The 17631-nt window shown below is 66.7% G+C and carries 22 protein-coding genes, 2 tRNA genes and 1 pseudogene; 9 read left to right on the top strand and 16 right to left on the bottom strand.

From position 1 onward, the window contains the following. Positions 1-53: 53 nt before the first annotated feature. Positions 54-224 carry a hypothetical protein gene (locus tag ACQP2Y_RS04395; protein ID WP_433724826.1) on the bottom strand — a complete coding sequence of 57 codons (171 nt, stop codon included), beginning with the start codon at positions 222-224 and terminating at the stop codon, positions 54-56. A gap of 259 nt (positions 225-483) precedes the next feature. On the opposite strand from ACQP2Y_RS04395, the gene ACQP2Y_RS04390 reads away from it, so the two are divergent. After that, entirely contained in the window at positions 484-879 is a 396-nt protein-coding gene (locus tag ACQP2Y_RS04390) for a hypothetical protein (RefSeq protein ID WP_433724824.1), read from the top strand. A 37-nt stretch (positions 880-916) separates the two neighbouring features. On the opposite strand, the gene ACQP2Y_RS04385 is transcribed toward ACQP2Y_RS04390, so the two are convergent. Genes ACQP2Y_RS04385 through ACQP2Y_RS04375 form a run of 3 tightly spaced genes read right to left on the bottom strand, consistent with a single transcriptional unit; the run spans position 917 to position 2609 of the window. Then, positions 917-1732, bottom strand: a complete 816-nt coding sequence (locus tag ACQP2Y_RS04385) for a sulfurtransferase (RefSeq protein WP_433724822.1) — start codon at positions 1730-1732, stop codon at positions 917-919. A gap of 43 nt (positions 1733-1775) precedes the next feature. Beyond that, positions 1776-2084 carry a hypothetical protein gene (locus ACQP2Y_RS04380; protein ID WP_433724820.1) on the bottom strand — a complete coding sequence of 103 codons (309 nt, stop codon included), beginning with the start codon at positions 2082-2084 and terminating at the stop codon, positions 1776-1778. Positions 2085-2114: 30 nt separating this feature from the next. Then, positions 2115-2609 (bottom strand): YajQ family cyclic di-GMP-binding protein, encoded by a 495-nt coding sequence (locus tag ACQP2Y_RS04375; protein WP_360833289.1) that lies wholly within the window; start codon positions 2607-2609, stop codon positions 2115-2117. A gap of 149 nt (positions 2610-2758) precedes the next feature. On the opposite strand from ACQP2Y_RS04375, the gene ACQP2Y_RS04370 reads away from it, so the two are divergent. Both ACQP2Y_RS04370 and ACQP2Y_RS04365 read left to right on the top strand, forming a co-directional pair. Continuing rightward, positions 2759-2842 (top strand) — tRNA-Tyr (locus tag ACQP2Y_RS04370). A gap of 346 nt (positions 2843-3188) precedes the next feature. Continuing rightward, positions 3189-3401, top strand: a complete 213-nt coding sequence (locus ACQP2Y_RS04365; protein WP_433724818.1) for a hypothetical protein — start codon at positions 3189-3191, stop codon at positions 3399-3401. A gap of 226 nt (positions 3402-3627) precedes the next feature. Here ACQP2Y_RS04365 and ACQP2Y_RS04360 read toward each other — a convergent pair. Further along, positions 3628-4457, bottom strand: a pseudogene (locus tag ACQP2Y_RS04360) (integrase); the annotation flags it as partial. Between the two features lie 256 nt (positions 4458-4713). Between ACQP2Y_RS04360 and ACQP2Y_RS04355 the strand changes: the two are divergent. Continuing rightward, a complete protein-coding gene (locus tag ACQP2Y_RS04355; RefSeq protein ID WP_433724816.1) occupies positions 4714-5073 on the top strand; it encodes a hypothetical protein in 360 nt (119 codons plus the stop codon). 3 nt (positions 5074-5076) lie between these two features. Here the strand turns inward: ACQP2Y_RS04355 and ACQP2Y_RS04350 are convergent, their stop codons facing one another. Continuing rightward, positions 5077-5493, bottom strand: a complete 417-nt coding sequence (locus ACQP2Y_RS04350; RefSeq protein ID WP_433724814.1) for a hypothetical protein — start codon at positions 5491-5493, stop codon at positions 5077-5079. 27 nt (positions 5494-5520) lie between these two features. Here ACQP2Y_RS04350 and ACQP2Y_RS04345 point away from each other — a divergent pair, with 27 nt between their 5' ends. The 3 genes from ACQP2Y_RS04345 (at position 5521) to ACQP2Y_RS04335 (ending at position 8905) form a co-directional block, all read left to right on the top strand. Then, a complete protein-coding gene (locus ACQP2Y_RS04345) occupies positions 5521-8091 on the top strand; it encodes a tetratricopeptide repeat protein (protein ID WP_433724812.1) in 2571 nt (856 codons plus the stop codon). A gap of 206 nt (positions 8092-8297) precedes the next feature. Continuing rightward, positions 8298-8371, top strand: a tRNA-Tyr gene (locus ACQP2Y_RS04340). 204 nt (positions 8372-8575) lie between these two features. After that, a complete protein-coding gene (locus tag ACQP2Y_RS04335; protein WP_433724810.1) occupies positions 8576-8905 on the top strand; it encodes a hypothetical protein in 330 nt (109 codons plus the stop codon). A gap of 73 nt (positions 8906-8978) precedes the next feature. Here ACQP2Y_RS04335 and ACQP2Y_RS04330 read toward each other — a convergent pair whose 3' ends face one another. Next, positions 8979-9872: an IS5 family transposase gene (locus ACQP2Y_RS04330; protein ID WP_433724808.1), complete on the bottom strand. Its 894-nt coding sequence runs from the start codon at positions 9870-9872 to the stop codon at positions 8979-8981. Between the two features lie 195 nt (positions 9873-10067). Between ACQP2Y_RS04330 and ACQP2Y_RS04325 the strand changes: the two genes are divergently transcribed. Further along, entirely contained in the window at positions 10068-10817 is a 750-nt protein-coding gene (locus ACQP2Y_RS04325; RefSeq protein ID WP_433724806.1) for a rhamnogalacturonan acetylesterase, read from the top strand. Positions 10818-10838: 21 nt separating this feature from the next. Here ACQP2Y_RS04325 and ACQP2Y_RS04320 read toward each other — a convergent pair whose 3' ends face one another. Beyond that, entirely contained in the window at positions 10839-11174 is a 336-nt protein-coding gene (locus tag ACQP2Y_RS04320) for a cupin domain-containing protein (RefSeq protein ID WP_433724804.1), read from the bottom strand. 79 nt (positions 11175-11253) lie between these two features. Here ACQP2Y_RS04320 and ACQP2Y_RS04315 point away from each other — a divergent pair, with 79 nt between their 5' ends. Further along, entirely contained in the window at positions 11254-11604 is a 351-nt protein-coding gene (locus tag ACQP2Y_RS04315; protein WP_433724802.1) for a YciI family protein, read from the top strand. On the opposite strand, the gene ACQP2Y_RS04310 is transcribed toward ACQP2Y_RS04315, so the two are convergent. The 8 genes from ACQP2Y_RS04310 to ACQP2Y_RS04275 all read right to left on the bottom strand — a co-directional run bounded on the left by ACQP2Y_RS04310 (position 11558) and on the right by ACQP2Y_RS04275 (position 17567). Beyond that, on the bottom strand, positions 11558-12805 hold the full coding sequence (locus ACQP2Y_RS04310) for an RNA polymerase sigma factor (RefSeq protein WP_433724800.1): 1248 nt from the start codon (positions 12803-12805) through the stop codon (positions 11558-11560). The two genes, ACQP2Y_RS04315 and ACQP2Y_RS04310, sit on opposite strands and share 47 nt — an antisense overlap. A 177-nt stretch (positions 12806-12982) precedes the next feature. Next, positions 12983-13135: a hypothetical protein gene (locus ACQP2Y_RS04305; RefSeq protein WP_433724798.1), complete on the bottom strand. Its 153-nt coding sequence runs from the start codon at positions 13133-13135 to the stop codon at positions 12983-12985. Further along, positions 13135-13797 carry an MOSC domain-containing protein gene (locus ACQP2Y_RS04300; RefSeq protein WP_433724796.1) on the bottom strand — a complete coding sequence of 221 codons (663 nt, stop codon included), beginning with the start codon at positions 13795-13797 and terminating at the stop codon, positions 13135-13137. Before ACQP2Y_RS04300 ends, ACQP2Y_RS04305 begins: the two co-directional genes overlap by 1 nt. Further along, on the bottom strand, positions 13794-14618 hold the full coding sequence (locus tag ACQP2Y_RS04295; RefSeq protein WP_433724794.1) for a GNAT family N-acetyltransferase: 825 nt from the start codon (positions 14616-14618) through the stop codon (positions 13794-13796). Before ACQP2Y_RS04295 ends, ACQP2Y_RS04300 begins: the two co-directional genes overlap by 4 nt. Before the next feature lie 37 nt (positions 14619-14655). Next, complete coding sequence (locus tag ACQP2Y_RS04290; RefSeq protein WP_433724792.1) at positions 14656-15672, bottom strand: LLM class flavin-dependent oxidoreductase; 1017 nt, start codon at positions 15670-15672, stop codon at positions 14656-14658. Beyond that, positions 15669-16259: a TetR family transcriptional regulator gene (locus tag ACQP2Y_RS04285; protein WP_433724790.1), complete on the bottom strand. Its 591-nt coding sequence runs from the start codon at positions 16257-16259 to the stop codon at positions 15669-15671. The genes ACQP2Y_RS04290 and ACQP2Y_RS04285 overlap by 4 nt, the downstream gene beginning before the upstream one ends. 73 nt (positions 16260-16332) lie before the next feature. Beyond that, on the bottom strand, positions 16333-16797 hold the full coding sequence (locus ACQP2Y_RS04280; protein ID WP_433724788.1) for a DUF1707 SHOCT-like domain-containing protein: 465 nt from the start codon (positions 16795-16797) through the stop codon (positions 16333-16335). Positions 16798-16829: 32 nt separating this feature from the next. Next, positions 16830-17567 (bottom strand): SDR family oxidoreductase, encoded by a 738-nt coding sequence (locus ACQP2Y_RS04275; RefSeq protein ID WP_433724786.1) that lies wholly within the window; start codon positions 17565-17567, stop codon positions 16830-16832. Positions 17568-17631: the final 64 nt, after the last annotated feature.

Below are 17631 nucleotides of genomic sequence, written 5' to 3'. Positions count from 1 at the left end.
CCGCTCGGTGTACCCCATACGCGGTGCGAGGACCATCACTGCCCTCGGCCCGCTCAGCCCCACTCAAAGTCCATCTGCGCCGCGGCAGCACCGATAGTCGCCGTGTCGGCGGCAACGGGCACCGCACCACTGCCGCCCGCGCTCGCGAAGAGCGAGCCGCCGAACGCCAGACCGAGGGCCACGAACAAGCCGGCGGTGAAGCGGCCGAGCTTCTTTGCGGACATCTATGGCTCCTGTATTGAAGGTGTCAGTTCGGGGTGGGGTTCCATGATGGTGCCACACGCTGAGTACGTCAGACACCGCCGAACGGCGGGTCGGAACCGCACATCCCGAAATCTTGACTGAACGGCTGAGGTGTTCATGAAGTTAGGGCACACAAAATTGAGACCTTTGGGCCCGATTTATCGCGAGAAGTGAGCGCAATTCACTTCGGTTTGTCAGGCCAGCTTGACGTCAGGGAAACCTGACGGAAGACTGCGATTCATGACTACTCCCGACGAACTGGAGCAACAGCACACGCTCTCCACCGCCACAACGCGTTACGACGAGCTGAGGATGCGGGATGCCCTCGCGGCGATGACGGCGGACGCCGACAACCCGTCGCTGTCCCGCGAGGAAGCGCTGGAGTTGCTGGCCCTCAGTGAGGTGGTCATCCGCAAGGCCGGCTATGGACGGCAGGCGATGGTGCGGTCCGCGCGGGGCAGTGGGGCTTCGTGGAATCAGATCGGGGCCGCGCTCGGCACGAGTAAGCAGGCCGCGTGGGAGGCGCACAACCGGTGGATCGAGGAGCAGGCGCGTCAGCATGAGCTGACCGGCTTCGAGGGGTTGGATCCGGACCAGGCCTCCGACGCCCGTGGGCTGGCCGGGCGCCCGGACTAGGAGCGCGTCCGGCCCCGCCGCTTGCAGAGCCGGCGGCCTACGCGTAGTCGCCCGTCGCGGCCGGGCGGTCGGTCGCGCTGTACTGCGACCACGAGCCGGGGTAAAGCCGGCCCACGCCGAGGCCGGCGTGCTCCAGGGCGAGCAGGTTGTGGCAGGCGGTCACACCTGAGCCGCAGTAGGAGACGACGTCCGCGCCCTCCCCCACCCCCACGGCAGCGAACCGCTCGCGGAGCTGAACGACAGGCAGGAAGCGGCCGTCGGCGCCGAGATTCTCCCGGCACGGCAGATTCCGAGCGCCCGGGATGTGACCCGGCCGCGGATCGACCGGCTCGGTGTCACCCCGGAACCGCGCCGCGTCGCGCGCGTCGAGAACCACGGACGAGCCCGCGGCCGCGTCGTCGATGCCGGCCAGGCGGTCGGCCGGCCAGGGCCGCGGCGTGAAGACCGCCGGCGGCCGGTCCGGCTCATCACGGACCAGTTCACCCCGGTACGCGGTCAGCCCGCCGTCGAGCAGCGCAGCCTCGTGCCCGGTGGCGCGCAGCATCCAGACCAGTCGCGCCGCGATGACACCGCCTGCGTCGTCGTACCCGATCACCGTGTCGTCGTCGCCGATGCCCGCCGCGGCCATGCCCGCCGCGAAGACCTCGGGATCCGGCAGCGGATGCCGGCCCTCGGCCGGCGAGGCGTGCCGGGCCAGCCAGCGATCCAAATCGATGAAGACCGCGCCCGGCAGGTGCCCGGAGTCGTACGCGGCGCGCCCCGACCGGCCGTCCAGATACCAGCGGACGTCGGCGAGGACGACCCGGCCGCCCTGCTCCCGCACCCACGCCTGGTCGACGACCGGATCGATCACGTTGACTCCTTACTTACTTGACTTACCTTGGCCGTCCGCGGGCCTACTTACTTGGGCCGTCCGCGGACCTGTGCCTGCGTGGCCGGAAACGCACCAGGGCGACGGCGACCAGGGCGACGGCCAGCACGGTCGCGGCGAGTCTCGCAGAGCCGGTGAACAGGGCCTGCCCCAACACCATGAGGAGCAGGGCCAGGCCGAAGAGCAGGTGGTACAGGGCGGCGGCGCGCACGCCGGGGAAGTTTCGCGCCGTGCTGGCGGGTGCGCGGCCGGTGACCAGCATCCTGACCCCGAACAGGGCCAGGACGAGCCCGATCACGCCGCCGACGAGGAGCGTCGCCGTACCAAGGTTCATGGCCCTCAGTCTGCGCCGCCGCCGGCGCGCTTACCGGTAGTTCGTGAACTGCAGCGCGACGCCGAAGTCCTCGGCCTTGAGCAGGGCGATGACGGCCTGCAGGTCGTCCCGCTTCTTGCCGGTGACCCGGAGCTGGTCGCCCTGGATCTGCGCCTGCACGCCCTTGGGACCCTCGTCCCGGATCTTCTTGCTGATCGCCTTGGCCTTGTCGGTCTCGATCCCCTCGATGACCTTGCAGTCGATCTTGTACGTCTTCCCGGACTGCCGCGGGTCGCCGGCCTCGAGAGACTTCAAGGAGATGTTCCGCTTGACCAGCTTCTCCTTGTAGACGTCGAGCGCGGCGACGGCCCGCTCCTCGGTCTCGGAGGTGATGGTGACGCCGTTCTCCCCCGACTTGGCGATGACGGTGCCGGTCCCCCGGAAGTCGAACCGGGTCCCGAGCTCCTTCTCCGCCTGGTGGAAGGCGTTGTCGACCTCCTGGCCGTCGACCTTGCTGACGATGTCGAACGACGGGCTGGCTGCCATGATCAGACTCCTGCTGGTGGGCCACGTATCGATGTCCGCGGAAGGCCGCGACGGGCCCCCGACATGCCGACCGTACCCGGTTGTGAATCCCGCCGTCGGTATGGCTATCCTGTTCTTCGTCGCTGCGGGGGACCGCGGCGGCATGCCCAGGCGGGTTGCCCGAGCGGCCAATGGGAGCGGACTGTAAATCCGTCGCGAAAGCTACAGAGGTTCGAATCCTCTACCCGCCACCACAGGCACAAGAAGGCCCCTCACCAGCTGAAACAGCCGGGAGGGGCCTTCTTCGTCAGTCTCATTGCGTCTCACTCGGGACCGCTTGATCTCACTGGTCGTGTCGCATACGTGTCGGCACCTTAAGGGCGTCCCCACCATCCGACCACCGGACACAGCCGGTTGGCGATGGAAACTACCTACTGCCATGTCGGCGTGCCTCCCTCGCAACGCTGACCGGAAGCCCTAACGTTTGTGTCTGCATCGTTGGCATGCTGCCCACCGCACTCAATCGGTGAGCAACCCCTGGCTCACCGATTGGTGCGCCAGAGATCCCGGCTCTCCCGGGAACTCGAAGGCGGGGGTCGCATGGAAGGCGACGCAGAGAAAGACCACACGCAGGATCACAAGGACGACCCGAAGCAGGGAGTCCAGCAGGAACCGCCGGACAACTTCTGGAGGGTTCTGCAGGGCGTCACCGAACTTGGTGCTCTGTACTTCGCGTACAAGCAGAACGAGGGCGCCGCGCAGGTCGCGCAGGCCCTCGCTCTTGTGATTCGCATGTCGCGCCGCGAGCGCTAGCGTCTGGTCGATTCTCATGAGGGGCCGCGGCTGCCACCGCGGTCCCTCGCTTATTTCCCGACCGGACGCATCCGGGGTGTCTCACATGTCAAACACTCCGTTGTGACGCCGACTGTAGCCGTTGCAGTGCATCCTCTGCACGCGAACACGCGCGAAGTATGCAAGAACAACCCGCCGACTTCCGGCGCCAGCACGTGTGCATGGCCGTGAGGAGTAAGCCTTCAAGCTAGTTGCCTTCTCCGTTCGCACTGCCGTCCCCCTCACTTCTGCTGGCACTTATAGGTACGGCCAGCGCCGCTTCGACACGGCGTTAGGCCGTTTCGTCTTGTCCGTAGATGCACTTTGCGTACACCCGCATGAGGACGTGGACGCTGGGCCCGGCCCACTCGGCGACTTGGGTCGCAGGGACGCCTGCGTTCAGCCAGAGCGACACGGCGGCATGCCGCAGGTCGTAGGGCCGCTTCGCGAGAGGGGACCGGAGTTGCGCGGGCGTGAGGGTTGCCTCGCGGGCGTCGCGCCACGCCTTGCCGTAGGAGTTGCTAGGGATGGGCTGGCCGCGCCACCGTCCTTCATGCGGAGCGCGATGGCGTCGAGGGCCTTCCTGATCAGGGCGGCGTCGGTCAGAGCGGACAGGTCGACGGTGTTGGACTCCAGCCACCGGACGGCGGTCGCCAATTCGGCCGGCGGGTCGCCGGCGTCGCGGCGAGCCTTGTTGAACGACCAGCCGTAGAGGGCGGCGCGGATGGCCTTGTCGCTCGGCACTTCCCTACTGGTCGACAGCAGAGCGGGGGTGACGGTGGCTAGCGCCTCGGCGATGCCCTTGCGGTGCTTAGCCGAGGCGCGCGGCCACTTAACGTCGACGTAGGCGATCGCGTGGTCGTACCACGAACGGGTGTTTCGGGTGCGGGCCATCGGTTCGGGCAGGCCGCACGTCTCGTCGAAGGCGACACCCTCTCGCTGGGCAACCACCAGCTTTGACCGGAAGCTGTCGGCCAGTGCCCGAGTGGCGAACGTGTCCCGGAACGGCTTCCCGGCGACGACCCAGATGACCGCATAGTGTCCGGCGTGGTCAAGGCAAGGCCCGGACCAGCAGTGATGGTCCGGGCCTTCGGCTATAAGGGCGTTTACGTGCGATCGGAGTGTTCGCACCGGCGGTGGCATCGACACGGCTTTGGGTCGACCACAGGCAGGTTTTCCTGCAGGCAGGTGCAAGTTGTTGCCTGCAGGCAGGTTACTTGGAAGACCGAGGACGCCCGGCTGCCAGGGCAGCGAGCGCGACCCGACCGAACATGAGTTCTGGCAAGATGGATGCATGAGTCTGCGCGTCAAGATCGTCTTGGCTATCACCTGCCTTTCCTTAAGCGCAGGACTCGCAGGTTGGGCCTGGTTTCTGGGCCAACAAGGGCTGGACAAGGCGGACAAGTGGTCTAGCGTTTTCGGCTCTATAGCATCCGTCCTTCTTGGCATCGCCGGTTTAATATTCGGCGTATTGAGCTGGTTCCAAACCAGATCGTCACAGCCCATAGATTCGTCGGACCCGGGTCATGGCACAAGGAACAGCTTCAACGTGCAGGCCGGCCGTGATGCATACACCGCCGAAAAGATGTTTTTCGGACACAGTCGGAATGAGTCGAGCAAGGGGCCTGATCCCGACCTCGACAGCAGAGAATGACGGCTATTCAAGGCGGAACGAATGACAGGAAGTCATAGGAGCATCAACGCCGCACGAGACGCATTCGTCGCGGATCGGCAATACTTCGGCGCCGATGCCAGCCCGCCATATTTCTTGACAAGCAAATTTCTTTCCCCACTGCCAAACTTGAAGAATCTTCCGCCTAGTCAATTGCTCGCGACTCGAAACCGTGTTGTACCCTTCGCGGGCCGCGATAGTCACATATTCGCCCTCAATGCGTGGATCGAGTCTGAGGGTCGCTTGTCGATTTGTCTTTTGCATGGTGGAGGCGGGCAGGGAAAAACGCGGCTTGCGCACGAGTTCTTCATCCAAACCGAGGCGGCGAATTGGAGCGTCCGCGCGGCACATCACATCACCGAGACACCGTATCGCGACGACTCTGCCGATGAGGACTTCCACGCCAATAGCGGCGGTACTCTCATAGTTGTGGACTATGCTGAGCGCTGGCCACTGAACGACCTTCTGTTGCTCACCATGGACCTTCAGCGCGAATTCCTAGGTAAGGTACGAGTCTTACTTCTAGCGCGTTCTTCGACTTGGTGGCACCCCTTACGTCATAGGGTTCAGCGAGAAGGATGGGCGCTGTCTCAAATACACCTGGACACCAAGAATGATCCTAGTTTCAGAACTGGGCCAATATTCGAAAAGGCACTCGAAAGATTTTCTGAAGTCCTAGAGGTTCCGAATATTGGCGCTCTTCCGGGCTACTCAGAGTTCGAGCACGTACGGCATGAATCCATCTTGTCGATTCATATGACTGCGCTAGCAACGGCCTTGGCTGCCATGGACCAAGAGTCCGCACCAACCCAGTCTGCAGGTATCTCCACATTCCTGTTCGATCGCGAGCAAGCATATTGGGAGAGGCTGAAATCTGCCAGTCGAATCTCCATACGCTTCAGCACCATGTCGCGCGCAGTGTTTGGTGCCATCTTGGTGGGCCCAACACCACACGGCGAAGGCGCCACAATGATGGACCGTGCAGGCATTTCGTCACCCACCGAGCCAGCCGATCTGATTCTAGAAGATCATCGTTCCTGCTATCCTCCATTCGACTCCACCTTGGTGCTGCAGCCGCTGTATCCCGACCGCATTGCAGAAGACTTTATAGCGATGAAGATCCCAGGCGGACCGACTGAGGACTTTTCTGACCCTTGGACAACTTCGGCGCTTGGACGGCTAGTCGAAACCAGCAGCGACCGAGACGAAGATGCCTTGCGGCGAATGCTGACCGTGCTGGTCGAGTCTTCAAGACGATGGGACCACGTAGCCGAGAGAGTCTTGATCCCGACGCTTAAATCTAATGCGTCGATTGCGTCGAGCCTTGGTGGAGCCGGCTTGATCCGCCTCGTGAGTCTGGAGAAGATTGACACGGACCTGCTTGAGGCGATCGATAAGGCCCTACCTCGTCAGCGTCTCATTGAGTTTGACGCCGCTCGCGCAGTCATCGGAACCGCGCTGTATGAGTCGCGGCTAGCATCGACCCTGGATCCTATTAAGCGCGCTCAGATTGCGACCGACCTGAGTGAAAGACTAGGAAACGCTGGCAATCGAGATGGCGCGCTCCGACTCACCCTTGAAGCTCTTAAAATGTTATCAGTGTTCGATGAACACTCGAACGGCGCCAGTCTTTTGCTAGCAGCACCTGAACTCGGGAACCTAAGTGGCCGGCTTGCTGAGCTCGACCGATTCGAAGAGTCTGCGCAGGCTGCCAAGGTAGCACTCGCTGTATATCGCCTACTGGACCGGCTAGACGCAGGATCCGTCGACGACAGAATCGGTTCAGCCCTGAACAATCTGGCCATGTCTCTCTTGAATACTGACGATGAAGACGGTGCTCTCGATGCGGCGTTGGAAGCTATTTCTATCCGTCGGAAGCTGGCCGCTAACAACGCAGTCCGGACCCTGGCCGACCTCGCGGCATCACTCGATAATGTCGGAATAATTTATCATCATCGTGACGACCTACCCAGTGCCGTCGAGGCGTCCAGCGAAGCAGTGAGGATCTTCCGTAGACTCTGGGTGCCCAAAACCGATGCTTATGCATGGGAGCTGGCCGCGTCATTGGACAATCACGGTGGATTGAGATGGGAACTCGACGATAGGGAGAGGGCCATAGAATATATCGCCGAATCGGCGATGCATTTCCGTAGATTGACAGAGGCAAACAGCGACGCTTTCAGCGTCGACCTCTATAAGTCGCTAAACAACCTCTCAAACAAGCTTTGGGATCTTGGACGCAGAGACGAGGCGATCGATGCGAAGCGCGAAGCCCTGGACGCGCTTAAAGATTCCGCAGACAGGTATCCGGATATTCATCTGGCGGATCTCGTCAGATCCTATCTTAAATTCGCCGACTGGCTAAACGAACTTGAGCAATACACTGAACTAATTGACGCCGCCGACGAGGCGCTTAAGGTTCTCTTGGTGAGACCAGTGTTCGGCGATATCGACACGGGCAGGGCCATCGCAGACGCCTACTCTTTGAAGGCAAATGCACTAGCATTTGAGGGTCATTTTGAGGAGTCCACTCGCGAGGCAACAAACATGGTCGAGGCGTACAGGCGTTTGTTGATGTTAGGTTACAACAGCAGCCTACCTTTGGCCGAAGCCATTAGGAGCGTTGCCGCCCGGCACATCGAGGGCGGCGCCTATAGCGAAGCGCACGACCTTCTGCAGGAAGCCCTAGAGATTTTGCGCCAATCCGATGACGGCAATGCTGCAACAGCGAAGATCCTTGCTGCGACGCTCAGTACCTACGCGTATCTTCAGACGAAGTCGGCGGCGGACCTGACGGGTGGGTTGAAAGCTGCGGATGCGTCGATATCAATCCTGTGGCAAATCCGTGACCAGTCCTCTGATGGAATCGCTCGATACATTGTCGGGAGCATGAGGAGTAAAGCCGAGATTCTCGAACATCTTGGACGTAGCGACGAGTCTATCGAGATTATGAATCTTTTGGAGTCGATGTCCGATCAGGAGCCGGATGACCCTAGTTGAGAACCGAGCATTTCCGGGCAGAGGGGCGAGTCTCACCCCCGGGGACCGTTCCCGCCAAGCCAAGCACGGTTGAGCAGGGAGGGGAACAGGACAACTCGGCAGACGCACCCTCTGCTCAGCGCCCTACTCCTCCGACCTCGTGCGAAACATACGGGCCTTCGTGTCGGATCTAGGTAGGCCAGGCCCGAGTAGGGGACGTTTTCGCTGGGTAGTCAACGGCTGGTCGGCGGACTGTAAATCCGTCGCGAAAGCTACAGAGGTTCGAATCCTCTACCCGCCACAGGCACACAGAACGGCCTCGAGAGCTGCGGAAACGCGCTCCGGGGCCGTTCTCGTTGAGGTCAGGCCCCGTGGAGCCGGGTCGTCGCGAGCAGACACCGGGGCGTCAATCCCGCTCAAGATGCGTGCCGGGGCCGGTCGGCAGTCGTTAGCCAGGCGGATCCTCGGTGAGCTGGTCACCTCCACACGCGAAGCCCGGAGTGCAATGGTCAACTTCGTTAGTCGACGGGACATCGGAGGCGCGTTCAAGAGTGGCAGTTGGTTTCTTGGTGTCTGCCTGCTGGTCAGCGTCGGCATCGTCATGGGCTGTTGGTACTGGGTCGTCGGGAACGCGCTCTTCGGCGACGAGTCCACGGGACTGAGAAGGGCCGCTGAGGTCGCGTTCCGCGCGGCGGTGCTGGTCACGTGCATTGCCCTGGCGCAGCAGGATGACTCTATGGCTCAGGTCGGAGGCTTCGGCGTTCTCGTCCTGGCGGGGTTCGGCTTCTTCAGGTCGGGCGAAGATGAGCCCGAGAGCGGACCCCGTCCCGGCTGAGAAGGTCCATCAGCGCGCCGGCGCATGCTGGAGGCTGGTGGACGACTCCGGAAGTGATCGACTAAGGCGTGTTTCATAACCACTCGCCGATCATGGTGATGGTCAGGACGGCTTGGAAGCGGACGGCTAACTTGTCGTAGCGGGTGGCAACACCACGGTGGCGTTTGAGGCGGGCGATGCCGTTCTCGACGGCGTGGCGCAGCCGGTAGAGCTGCGGGTCGAACTTCGGCGGGCGTCCGCCGCGTGAGCCTTTGGCTTTGCGGTGGGCGTCCTGATCGGTCTTGCTCGGGATGCACGCTTTGATCCCGCGGGAGCGCAGATATCGTCGGTTGGCGCGGCTGGTGTAGGCCTTATCGGCCAACACCAGGACCGGACGCGAGCGGGCCCGGCCGACACCGAGCCGGCTCACCCGGATACGGCGCAGGACCGGAATGAACTGCGGGCTGTCGCCGCGGTGCCCGGCGGTGACGATCATCGACAGGACTTTCTGGCCCTGTTCACAGGCCAGATGCGTTTTGGTGGTCAACCCGCCACGGGAACGGCCGAGTCCATGATCGGCCGGCTCGTCGTGGACACCGCCGGGTGGTTCCTTCTGCAGATGTCCGTCGGTGCGGGCACCGGCGGCGTGCTGGTGAGCGCGGCTGGTCATCGAGTCCACGCTGACCGTCCAGTCGATCCGGCCCTGAGCATCGCCAGCGGCTTGCAACGCCGACAGGATCCGCTCCCAGGTCCCGTCGCGCTGCCATCGGCGGAACAACCCGTAGATCGTTGGCCAGGGCGCGTACTCGGCTGGCACGTCACGCCATGGGGCACCTATCCGGATCCGCCACCGGATCCCGTCGATCAGCTGCCGTTTCTCCCACTTCGGCGGCCGACCCGTCGACGACGCGGCAGGCAGCAGCGGGGCCAGAACCGCCCACTGCCTGTCGGTCAGGTCATGCCGCCTCGTCACCGCTAAGGTGGCCACGAGGTCTCCGGTATGAAGTTCTTGCTTGGTCGCAGAACCAGATACCGGAGACCTCTTCAGTTATCGATCACCGCCACGCCGCAACTTCAGACCTCAGCGGACTTACGAAACACGCCTTAGGCGTCCGCTTTGTGATCGGATGACCGTATGGGTGTCGGTCGTAGAACGCTGCTTCGTGCTGCAGCCGCGGGTTGGGTGGGTGCCCTCGCCGCGCCGGCCAAGGCCAGCTCAGCAGCGGATGGTCGGGAGCCGCGGACGATCTATGTGGTGGGTGATTCCACGGCCTTGTCGTACGCCGTCACGGAGGTTCCGAGGGCCGGGTGGGGGCAGGCTCTTCCTGTCTTCCTCGACCCCAAGACGCTCGTCGTCAACGAGGCGGTTTCCGCGTCCAGTTCCAAGAGCTTCTCCGCCGCCGGGCGGCTCAACAGGATTCTTGCGGTCATCCGGCCCCGGGACGTACTACTCATTTCCTTCGGGCACGGCGACCAGTCCGAGAACCCCTCCCGGCACACCGATCCGTGGACGACCTTTCAGGACTACCTGCAGCTCTACATCGACGGCGCCCGGGCCACCCGGGCGCTTCCCGTGCTGGTCACCCCGGTTGAGCGGCGGCGTTTCACGAAGGACGGCGTCCCGTACCTTTCGCACGGCGAATATCCCGACGCCATGCGGGCCCTGGCCGCCGCCACTCGTACGCCGCTGATCGATCTCAGTGCTCTTTCCTTTGCCCTGTGGAGTTCGCTCGGGCCGGAGGCCACCAAGGACTACTTTCTCGAGGCGGACGACACGCATCTGCAGGCGCGTGGCGCGATCGAGGTTGCCCGGCTTGTCGTGTCGGCCGGGTGGATGCTTCCCGGCCGGGACCGGCGGGCTCTCCGGGAGCCCGACATCTCAGCGGATCTACTGGTCCGGCCGGCAACGCGGCCTGGGCCCGACCCACTCTGAGGGGAACGGCGGGAACACGAGTCAGTCGGTGACAGCGCGCGAGCCGTAGGCCGGGCCGAAGATCACCAGCAGGGCCAGGTCTTCGGTCACGTCCACGAAGCGGTGCTCCTCGCCCGCCGGTACGAAGATCACCGCGCCCGCACCCACCTCGGCCCGGCCGTCCGGGGTGACGATGGTGGCCCGCCCGGCGGTGACCACGTAGATCTCGTCCTCGGTGTGCGGGCTCTGGTCGTCGGCTCCCCCGGCCGGGATGCAGTACGTCCCCACCGACAGATCCGGCACCGTCAGGTGTTCCACCCAGTCGTTGGCCGCCCCCGCCGGCGACCTCCACACCCCCGCGCCCTTGATGATTTGCATGGCGGCAGCCTAGGGGGTGTCGAGGTACGGGCCATGCCGTTCGTCATCACGGTATACGCCTATCGAGAGGAGCACTGTCATGCGGTACGTCATGATCATCACCGGGGACGAGTCGCACTGGTTCGGGGCGGCCGCCGCTTCCGGCCTGCTCGATGAGGTCAACGCCTGGTGGCAGAAGTGGCACGACGCCGGCAAGGTCGTTCGGGGCGGTGCTGAGCTGCAGCCCTCCAGCACCGCCAAGACCGTCGGTCCCGGCGTCGACGGGCAGCCGACCGTCACCGACGGGCCGTTCCTGGAGCTGAAGGAGGTCGTCGGCGGGTTCATCCACCTGGACGCCGACGACATCGACGACGCGGTGGCCGTGGCCGCCACCTGGCCCGGCATCATCGCGGCCGGGGACCGGATCGAGGTTCGCCCGATCGTGGAGTAGTCACCAGGGCGTCGAGGCGGCGCGCCAGCAGTTCCCGTTCGGCCGGGTTCGTGGCCAGGGCCAGGGCTCGGCGTGTCGCCTCGATCGCCTCCGGTTCGCGGCCCAGCCGGCTCAGCAGGTCGGCCCGGGTCGCGTGCCAGAGGCGGTAGCCCGCGAGCCGGTCCGCCAGGTCGTCCACCTCGGCCAGCGCGACCGCCGGACCGTCGACATAGCTCGTGGCGACCGCCCGGCCCAGCAGGACCACCGGCGACGGACGCATGATCCGCAGGTGGTCGTAGAGCTTGCGAAGCGCGATCCAGTCGGTGTGCTCGTAGGACGGGGCCGCCGCATGCTGGGCGGCGATGGCCGCTTCCAGCTGGTACGGGCCGGGGCGATCGTGACCGGCCGCACGGGCCAGCCGCCGTACCGCGGTGTGGATCAAGGTTTGGTCCCAGCGGGACCGGTCCTGGTGCTCGAGCAGCACCAGCCGCCCCTCGGCGTCGAAGCGGGTGCCGGAGCGGGCCTCGTGGAGTTCGAGCAGCGCGACGAGGCCGGCCGCTTCCGGCTCGGCAGGCATCAGAACGCTCAGCTGCCGGGCCAGTTCCAGGCCTTCGCGGGCCAGGTCGCGGCGTTCGTGAGCGTCGCGGGACGAGGCCAGGTAGCCCTCGTTGTAGATCAGGTAGACGACAGCGAGCACGGCCGGCAGCCGGGCGGCGCACTCCTGGGGCGGGGGTGGCTCGAAGCGGACGCCGCTGTCCCGCAGCCGGCGTTTCGCCCGGGTCAGGCGTTGCGCCATGGTCGTCGCCGGCAGCAGGAACGCCGCGGCGATCGTCTCCGCCGGCAGGCCGGCCACCGCGTTCAGGGTCAGCGCGAGCTGGGCCGGTTCGGCGAGCGCCGGATGGCAGCAGGCGAAGATCAGGGCGAGCCGGTCGTCGCCGGTCGGTTCCGGTGGCGGGGTGCTCGCCAGAGCGGCGAGTTTGTCGCGGCCGGTGGCCTCGCGGCGGAGCCGGTCGACGGCCTTGCGCCAGGCAGTGGTGACCAGCCAGCCGGCCGGGTTGTCCGGTACGCCGTCGGCCGGCCAGCGGTTCAGGGCCTCGGCGACGGCGTCCTGGAGGGCCTCCTCGGCCCGGTCGAGGTCGCCGAGGCGGCGGGCCAGCACGCCGAGCATCCCGGCCGAGTCGGTTCGCCAGACCTCGTCCAGCACCGTCCGCGCGTCACCCACCCGGCCAGTCTGCCGAGTCCCGGCCCAATCCGCCGAGCCCCGCCCGGTCCGCCAAGCCAGACCCGGTCCGCCAAGCCGACCCGATCCGCCAAGCCGACCCGATCCGATCCGCCAAGCCGACCCGATCCGCCGAGCCGGCCCGATCCGCCGAGCCGGCCCGGTCTGCCGGGCCGAGTTTCAGTCCGGTCGGTTGCCGAGCCGTGGACCTTCGCCCGGCGGGGCGTCGTCGTCGCGCCGCGGCCGGCGGCGGACGAGCGCCACCACTACAACCACCAGCGCGATCATCGCCACGTGGGCCACGACCACGCCGGCCACCTGGAGCGGCTCCATCAGAGCTTGAGCTTGCGGCGGATGTCCGCCCGCAGACCCTCGGGCAGGTCGTCGAGCTCCAGATACTCCCGCAGCCGGCCCGAGTCGTGCATCCACGCGTGATAGCTGTCGCCGATCGTCACCCCGTGCGCGGGACGGTTCAGGATCCGTACCTCGTCACCGGCCCGGACGTCGCCCGGCCGCACGACCCGCAGGTACGCGCCCGGCCGGCGTTCCGCCGCGAACCGCTTCACCCAGCGGGGCTCGCCCATCTTCCACTGGAACGTCGCGCACGGGATGCGTCCGAACGTCGTCTGCAGCACCAGCTCGTCGCCGATGGCCCAGGTCTCGCCGAGGACCGCGCCGTTGACGTCGAGGCCTTCGGTGGTCAGGTTCTCGCCGAAGATGCCGCCCGGCAGACTGCGGCCGAGCTGCTGCTCCCACCAGTCGTAGTCCTCCCGGGCGTACGCGTAGACCGCCTGGTCGTCGCCGCCGTGGTTGTCGATGTCGAAGATCTGGTCGCCGACCAGGCCGCTGTGCAGGCCGGTCCGTTTCGGGCCGGGGGCGCGCACCGGGACCGGGTGGTCGACCGGCTGCTTGTTGATGCCGGTGATGCCGACGTTCTTGGCATCGCTCTTCTCGGGGACGGCCAGGTTGACCTGCAGGACGGTGGCTCTGCTCATGCGGGGAACTCCACGGTGCGGCGGTCCTCGATCGGGGTGTAGCCGAGGCGTTGGTAGAGGGCGTTGCTGGTCGGGTTGCCCAGGTCCGTGAAGAGGACCACGTCGGTGGCACCGGCGGCCAGCGCGGCCCGGGTGACTGCCACCGTAGCGGCACCCGCGTAGCCCTGGGCGCGGTGCTCGGGGGGCGTGTAGACCGCCTGCACCCGCACCATGCCGGCGGCCGGCCTGGTGATCCCGGCCATCGAGACCGGGCGGCCGTCGACCTCCCAGAGCAGCAGGCCACCGTGCGAGAGCTTGTCGTCGACGAACTCGGCCGAGGGGTCCGCATCCTCGCCGAGGTCTTCCTGGAACGCGATCATCCAGTCGATCAGCAGGTCGCGGTCGCGGGCCTCGGCGACCCGGCCGGCGCCGGGAGCCGACGGGTCGGGCGGGGTCAGGTCGGCGAGCCGGTACAACCGCTGGCGGCCGGTGACCCGCGGGGCGACGCCGGTGAGGCGCTGCCATTCGGTGGCGAACGCCTCCACCACCTTCTCCGGCCCCGCGATGCCCGGCAGGTCCGTCCCGGCGAGGCTGACGGCCAGCTCAGCGGCGGCCGCCGGGGACATCTCGGAGAGCAGAGCACCGCGCGGCGGCGTACGCAAAAAAGCCCCGTCCCCACACCAGCCGAACACCGCCGCGCCGTCGCCGAAGGCGTGCGGCCCGCGGTCCCGCAGCGTCCCGGTGATCGTCAGCAGCACGGTGTTCTCCACCGGGCGGGCGCGCAGGAACTCCCCCGCCCCGCTCAGGAACTCGTCCACGTTGTTGGTGATGTGCCAGGCCATGCCGTCATCCTCGGCCCCGCCGGAGCCCGGCGCATCCCTAATTCGGCAGGCCCCACGCCTTCGCGATACGAGCCAGCGAATCCCGCCGCGTCGCCGGGTCGTAGACCGTGCCGGCCAGGATGAGCTCCTTGGCCGCGGTCCGCTCGACCAGCTCGTCCAGCGCCTGCACCACTTCCTCGGCGGTGCCCGCGTACTGGGTGCCGGGGAGCTGGTCGAGCACCTGGCGGTCGAGGTCGGACAGCTCGCGGGTCGCGGCCTGCTCGGGCGAGACGATCGGGCCGAGCCGGCCGGTGCGCAGGCTCAGCGCCATGATCCGGCTGGGGCCGGCCAGGAACTGCGCCTCCTCGTGCGTCTCGGCAGCGATCACCGAGGCGCTGACCATCAGGTGTGGCTCGGGGAAGCGCGGCGACGGCTTGAAACCGTCGATGTACAGCCGGGCGGCGGTGTCCACGTCGGAACTCATGGCGAAGTGGTACGCGTAACAGAACGGCAGCCCGAGCGCCGCCGCCACCTGGGCGCCGTACGTCGACGAGCCGAGCATCCACACCTCGGGGTAGGTCGTCGGGGCCGGCGTCGCCCGCAGCCTCTCGATCCGCTCGGGGGCGACCCGGTCGTCGCCGAGCAGCGCGAGCACCATGCCGAGGTGGTCGGGGAACTGCTCGACGGTCAGGTGCGGCGACACCCCGCGCAGGGCGGCCGCCGTGGCCTGGTCGGTGCCGGGCGCGCGGCCGATGCCGAGGTCGATGCGGTTCGGGTGCAGGGCCTCCAGCAGCGCGAACTGCTCGGCCACCACGAACGGCATGTGGTTGGGCAGCATGACGCCGCCGGAGCCGACCTTGATCCGCCGGGTGTTCGCCGCGAGATGGGCGATCAGCACCGGCGGCGAGGTGGACGCGACGGCCGGCATGTTGTGGTGCTCGGCGACCCAGAACCGCGAGTAGCCGAGGTCGTCGGCGGCCTGGGCGATCTCGGTGGTCCCGCGCAGGGCGTCGGTGCTGTCGTGACCCTCGCGGACGGTGGCGAGATCGAGCACGGACAGGGGTACGCGACTCATGAGGTGATCCGTTCCGGAAGAGATGGGGTGACGAAGGCGAAACCGGCGCGGACCAGCTCGTGCAGGCCGGTGATGCCGGTGTCGGCGTCCCAGTGCGGGCAGGAGGTGTTCAGCACCGTGCGGGCGGCGTTGATGGTCAGGTCGAGCCGCAGGTTGTCCAGGTCGGCGTGGCCGGCGGCCCAGTCCCGGACCGCGACCCAGAACTGGTCGGCCAGTTCCCGGGAGCAGCCGGCCAGCTCGGGCGAGGCGAGCCGGACCCGGCGCTGCAGCAGCATCCGGTCGGCCACGGCCGTGGTGTAGCCGATCAGGACCTCGCGCAGCGACGACCAGAGCGGCTCGCCGGCCGGGCGCTCGGCCAGCAGCATGGCCCAGAGGGCGGGGTCGTCGGGGTCCGGGTCGAAGACGACCGACTCCTTGCCCGCGAAGTAGTTGAAGAACGTGCGCCGGGAGATGCCGGCGGCGGCCACGATGTCGTCGACCGACACGGCGTCGAAGCCGCGCTCGGTCATCAGCCGCAGCGCGACCGCGTGCACGAGACGCCAGGTCTCGCGTTTCTTACGCTCGCGGACGGGACTGGAAAGGACCACAATCCCGACCGTACGCCGGTTGCACTCGGTGCAACTTGCACTCGGTGCATGAACTGCGCCACACCCGCCAGGGTCAGCGCCGGCGCTGCTGCCGCCGGATCGCCTGCACGCCGACAGTGGAGGCGCCCAGGGCCGCCCCCGGCACCAGCAGCCAGATCGGCCACGGATAGACGTACCCGTCGACGGTGACCGCGACCAGGAACCAGACCATCAGGTTGACGGCGGCGACCGCGCCCCAGATCGTCCACAGCACGAGCAGCGCCATCGGCAGCTTGCGTTCCGCGCGGCGCACGTCGGCGGCCTTGCGAGCGCTCACCTCGGCCGCACTCACCCCGGGCCGCGGCAGGTCGGCGACGATGATCAGCAGCTCGGCGTAGGTCCGGGCGGCGTACGCCTGGCGCACCCGGTCGTCGTACTCGTCCAGCGAGAGACGGCCCTCGTCGAGAGCCGTCTTCAGCTGGTCAGCGATCTTGTGCCGGTCGGCGTCGGCCGCCCGCAACGTCTCGGCATCACGGTGCGGCACGACGTCCTTGGCCATGACAGCAGGTTAGTGGAGCTGCACGCCCTGCTCTAGACCTGAACCTGCCCGCCGTCCACAAAGACCTCACTGCCGGTCATGAAGCTGCTCTGCGACGAGGCGAGGAAGAGCGCGGCGTTCGCGATCTCGTCCGGGTGACCCATCCGGCCCATCGGCACGTCCGCCGTGAGCTGCTCGTGCAGGGCGGCGACCTGGGTGGCGTCGGCCGCGAGCCCGCTGAGCCCGGGGGTGTCGGTCGGGCCCGGCGTCAGCGTGTTGACCCGGATGCCGCGGCCGGCCAGCTCCGCGGCCCAGGTGCGGCCGAAGGAACGGATGGCGGCCTTGCCCGCGGCGTACGCGCCGAAGGCCGGCGAGCCCCCGGCGGCCGAGGTGGACCCGGTCAGGATGATCGAGGAACCGTCCTTGAGCAGGGGCAGCGCCTTCTGCACCGTGAAGATCGTGCCCCGGACGTTGCGGTCGAACGAGCCGGCCAGGTGCTCCGGCGTCGTCTGCTCCAGGGTGGCGAACTCGCCGCCACCGGCGTTGGCGAAGACCACGTCCAGCGAGGTGATCCCGGCGAAGAGGCGGTCCAGGTCGTCGGGGTCGCTCGCGTCGCCCTGCACGCCGGTCGCGTTCGGGCCGAGCTGGGCCACGGCGTCGTCGAGCTCCCGCTTGCGGCGGCCGGTGATCACGACCCGCGCCCCCTCCGCGGCGAAGCGCTTCGCGGTGGCCAGGCCGATGCCGCTGGTGCCGCCGGTGACCAGGGCCGTCTTGCCGTCGAGCTGTCCCATGATGTTCCCTCCGAATAATGTACCGCTCGGTACAGAAAGAACGCTACACCGTTCCGTACCGAGC

The sequence above is a fragment of the Actinoplanes sp. CA-051413 genome (assembly GCF_050955795.1).
Lineage (GTDB): Bacteria > Actinomycetota > Actinomycetes > Mycobacteriales > Micromonosporaceae > Actinoplanes.
The sequence above is the reverse complement of the archived record's forward strand: the minus strand, read 5'-3'. Positions and strand labels throughout refer to the sequence as shown.

What these genes read in the sequence shown, in the direction of transcription:
- ACQP2Y_RS04295 (WP_433724794.1), bottom strand. Translation starts at nt 14,618, where the DNA reads ATGGCCTGGCACATCACCAACAACGTGGACGAGTTCCTGAGCGGGGCG.
- ACQP2Y_RS04275 (WP_433724786.1), bottom strand. Translation starts at nt 17,567, where the DNA reads ATGGGACAGCTCGACGGCAAGACGGCCCTGGTCACCGGCGGCACCAGC.
- ACQP2Y_RS04380 (WP_433724820.1), bottom strand. Translation starts at nt 2,084, where the DNA reads ATGAACCTTGGTACGGCGACGCTCCTCGTCGGCGGCGTGATCGGGCTC.
- ACQP2Y_RS04375 (WP_360833289.1), bottom strand. Translation starts at nt 2,609, where the DNA reads ATGGCAGCCAGCCCGTCGTTCGACATCGTCAGCAAGGTCGACGGCCAG.
- ACQP2Y_RS04395 (WP_433724826.1), bottom strand. Translation starts at nt 224, where the DNA reads ATGTCCGCAAAGAAGCTCGGCCGCTTCACCGCCGGCTTGTTCGTGGCC.
- ACQP2Y_RS04315 (WP_433724802.1), top strand. Translation starts at nt 11,254, where the DNA reads ATGCGGTACGTCATGATCATCACCGGGGACGAGTCGCACTGGTTCGGG.
- ACQP2Y_RS04365 (WP_433724818.1), top strand. Translation starts at nt 3,189, where the DNA reads ATGGAAGGCGACGCAGAGAAAGACCACACGCAGGATCACAAGGACGAC.
- ACQP2Y_RS04390 (WP_433724824.1), top strand. Translation starts at nt 484, where the DNA reads ATGACTACTCCCGACGAACTGGAGCAACAGCACACGCTCTCCACCGCC.
- ACQP2Y_RS04335 (WP_433724810.1), top strand. Translation starts at nt 8,576, where the DNA reads ATGGTCAACTTCGTTAGTCGACGGGACATCGGAGGCGCGTTCAAGAGT.
- ACQP2Y_RS04290 (WP_433724792.1), bottom strand. Translation starts at nt 15,672, where the DNA reads ATGAGTCGCGTACCCCTGTCCGTGCTCGATCTCGCCACCGTCCGCGAG.
- ACQP2Y_RS04355 (WP_433724816.1), top strand. Translation starts at nt 4,714, where the DNA reads ATGAGTCTGCGCGTCAAGATCGTCTTGGCTATCACCTGCCTTTCCTTA.
- ACQP2Y_RS04320 (WP_433724804.1), bottom strand. Translation starts at nt 11,174, where the DNA reads ATGCAAATCATCAAGGGCGCGGGGGTGTGGAGGTCGCCGGCGGGGGCG.
- ACQP2Y_RS04300 (WP_433724796.1), bottom strand. Translation starts at nt 13,797, where the DNA reads ATGAGCAGAGCCACCGTCCTGCAGGTCAACCTGGCCGTCCCCGAGAAG.
- ACQP2Y_RS04305 (WP_433724798.1), bottom strand. Translation starts at nt 13,135, where the DNA reads ATGGAGCCGCTCCAGGTGGCCGGCGTGGTCGTGGCCCACGTGGCGATG.
- ACQP2Y_RS04280 (WP_433724788.1), bottom strand. Translation starts at nt 16,797, where the DNA reads ATGGCCAAGGACGTCGTGCCGCACCGTGATGCCGAGACGTTGCGGGCG.